Source organism: Streptomyces sp. NPDC085866 (assembly GCF_044541035.1).
Lineage (GTDB): Bacteria > Actinomycetota > Actinomycetes > Streptomycetales > Streptomycetaceae > Streptomyces.
The window spans coordinates 1-1,058 of record NZ_JBITSQ010000043.1; the positions used below are offsets into that span (position 1 = coordinate 1).

The 1,058-nt window shown below is 70.9% G+C and carries 2 protein-coding genes; one reads left to right on the forward strand and one right to left on the reverse strand.

The window, feature by feature from the left end; genetic code table 11:
* On the reverse strand, positions 1-536 hold a 536-nt coding region (locus ACIF83_RS45665; RefSeq protein ID WP_399736565.1), incomplete at its 3' end, for a type III effector protein.
* A gap of 127 nt (positions 537-663) precedes the next feature.
* Here ACIF83_RS45665 and ACIF83_RS45670 point away from each other — a divergent pair.
* A partial coding sequence (locus ACIF83_RS45670; protein WP_399736568.1) for an Hsp20/alpha crystallin family protein occupies positions 664-1,058 on the forward strand: 395 nt, incomplete at its 3' end.

Below are 1,058 nucleotides of genomic sequence, written 5' to 3' on the forward strand. Positions count from 1 at the left end.
GCGGCGGGGTCGTCGTCGGCGAGGGCCGCGTGGAGCTGCCTGAGCGGGGAACGCGCGGCGGCCGGAAGGTCGGTGAGGGCGGTGATCTGGCCGGCGATGCGGCGCAGGTCGGCTGCGTTGTGGCGGGCCCAGGTGGCGGTGGTGCGTTCGGCGGCGCGGCGTTCGCGGGTGGCCTGGACGCGTTGTTCGCCGGTGGTTCCGGCGGGGCCGGGACGGCCGCGCAGGTAGCGGCGTTCGGCGGCCTGGCGGCTGGCGACGCCGAGGGGGTGGGCGAGGTCCGCCCAGCTGGCACCCGCCTCGCGGGCGGTTTCGATCAGGCCGGTTTCCCATCCGGCGAGCTGCTCGCGTACCTGCCGCAGCAGCAGAAGCGAGGCCAGGGCCTGCTCCGGGCCGACGTCGTGCGTCTCGCCGGGGTCCTCGTTCCGGGCGGCGTGCAGGGCGTCGTCTATGGCGTGAAGGGCTGCCGCGGCGGCGAGGAACGACGCCGGGCTGTGTGCGTCGGCGCTGGACGATGCCGGCTGGTCGGCCGGGGTCATGGGCACCTCCCTCAGGTAGTCATCCTTTGGACGACACCATGTTTGTCATCCATTGGATGACATGTTACAACGGTGTCAGTGAGGCGCATTGGCAGCAACTGCCCGAACTTCCTGGAGGTGTTTTCCCATGTTGATGCGCACCGACCCCTTCCGTGAGCTGGACCGGCTGGCCCAGCAGCTGATGGGCCCGGGCACCTGGTCCAGGCCGTCCCCGATGCCGATGGACGCCTACCGCGAGGGCGACCAGTACGTGGTGGCCTTCGACATCCCCGGCGTCAGCGCGGACGCGATCGACATCGACGTCGAACGCAACATGCTGACCGTCAAGGCCGAGCGCCGGCCCGTGACGAAGGCCGACGATGTGCAGATGGAGCTGTCCGAGCGGCCGCTGGGCGTCTTCTCCCGCCAGATCGTGCTCGCCGACACGCTGGACACCGAGCACATCCAGGCCGACTACGACGCCGGGGTGCTCACCCTGCGCATCCCGATCGCCGAGCGCGCCAAGCCCCGCAAGATCTCCAT